The 434-nt window shown below is 67.7% G+C and carries 1 protein-coding gene; it reads right to left on the bottom strand.

The window, feature by feature from the left end:
• A partial coding sequence (locus FQ755_RS16210) for a TonB-dependent receptor domain-containing protein (RefSeq protein ID WP_144155869.1) occupies positions 1-434 on the bottom strand: 434 nt, incomplete at both ends.

Genomic DNA, 434 nt, shown 5'->3' with positions numbered 1-434 from the left:
CGCCGAACGGCCCGGCGCCCATGCCGCGTAGATCGGGTAGGCGGTGGCGTAGTACTTCTTGTCGAAGAGGTTCTGCACATTCAATTGCAGGTCGATCGACTTCGTCAAGTGGTAGGCGGCGGCGGCGTCGAAGCGTGCGTAACCCGGCGTCCATTTGCGCGCGGTGGCCGACACCGACGCGTAGGTCAGGCTCGACACCGTCGCGCCCACGCCGAGCGTGAGCTTGGGCAGCGCGTCGTAGCGGGTCCACAGCGTGAAGTTGTGCTTGGGCACCATCACCATCGGCAGGCCCGAGGCGGTCGGGCTGCCGGCGCCGGCGTTGGTGGTGACGGCGTTCAGGTAGGAGTAGCCACCGAACAGGTGCCACTTGGGCGTGACGTCGCCGGCGAAGCCGAACTCGAAGCCGCGCACGCGCTGCGAGCCGGCATTGACGG

Origin of the sequence: Paraburkholderia sp. BCC1885, from assembly GCF_900996235.1 — a bacterium.
In the GTDB taxonomy this organism is placed as follows: domain Bacteria; phylum Pseudomonadota; class Gammaproteobacteria; order Burkholderiales; family Burkholderiaceae; genus Paraburkholderia.
Note: the sequence above shows the minus strand (reverse complement) of the source record. Positions and strands in the feature narration are given on the sequence as shown.